This window comes from Oleiphilus sp. HI0123, assembly GCF_001635315.1.
Window position 1 is genome coordinate 1 of record NZ_LWGE01000714.1, and the last position, 630, is coordinate 630.

Below are 630 nucleotides of genomic sequence, written 5' to 3' on the forward strand. Positions count from 1 at the left end.
GGCTATACCTCCTGATGGGTAAGTCTGGAGGTATAGTGTTTTAAGATGAACTCGAAGTTTTAGTTTAAGTATTTGAAAATCTAAGAGTTATCTCTTTTTTCTCGATCAAGACATGCAGCGAAATCAATGCCTTTTAGCTGGGGTACAAAGTTGCAAGGGCCTTGACGGCTGTCAATTTGTGAGTCGATTATATTATCCCAGGCAGTGCGGCAGGCATTGGTGCTACCTGGTAGGCAGAATAGTAAGGTCTTGTTTGCCATGCCCGCTAGTGCTCTAGACTGGACGGTTGAGGTGCCAATTTGCTCAAGAGATATTTGTCGGAAAAGCTCGCCGAAACCATCGACGACCTTATCAAGCAAAGGGGTAACGGCTTCAGGGGTGCTATCTCGGCTAGTAAAGCCTGTACCACCGGTAATGATAATAACTTGGGTGTCATCACTCGCAATCCATGTCGAGAGCGCAGCGCGAATTTTATATATGTCGTCAATGACAATCTTTTTGTCTGCGAGCTTGTGCCCAGCCGAGTTTAACTTTTCTACCAGAAGTTGGCCTGATGTGTCATTGTCTTCAGTGCGAGTGTCTGAAACCGTTAATACGGCAATGTTTAAAGGGATGGTTTCTTGGCTGACG

1 protein-coding gene is annotated in these 630 nt (G+C 45.6%); it reads right to left on the reverse strand.

All coding sequences use genetic code 11. The features are described 5' to 3' along the window. Positions 1 to 80: 80 nt before the first annotated feature. The gene (gene moaB, locus A3761_RS06385) at positions 81 to 614 is read right to left on the reverse strand and encodes a molybdenum cofactor biosynthesis protein B (protein ID WP_068749995.1); all 534 of its coding nucleotides are present in this window, start codon (positions 612 to 614) and stop codon (positions 81 to 83) included. Positions 615 to 630 lie beyond the last annotated feature (16 nt).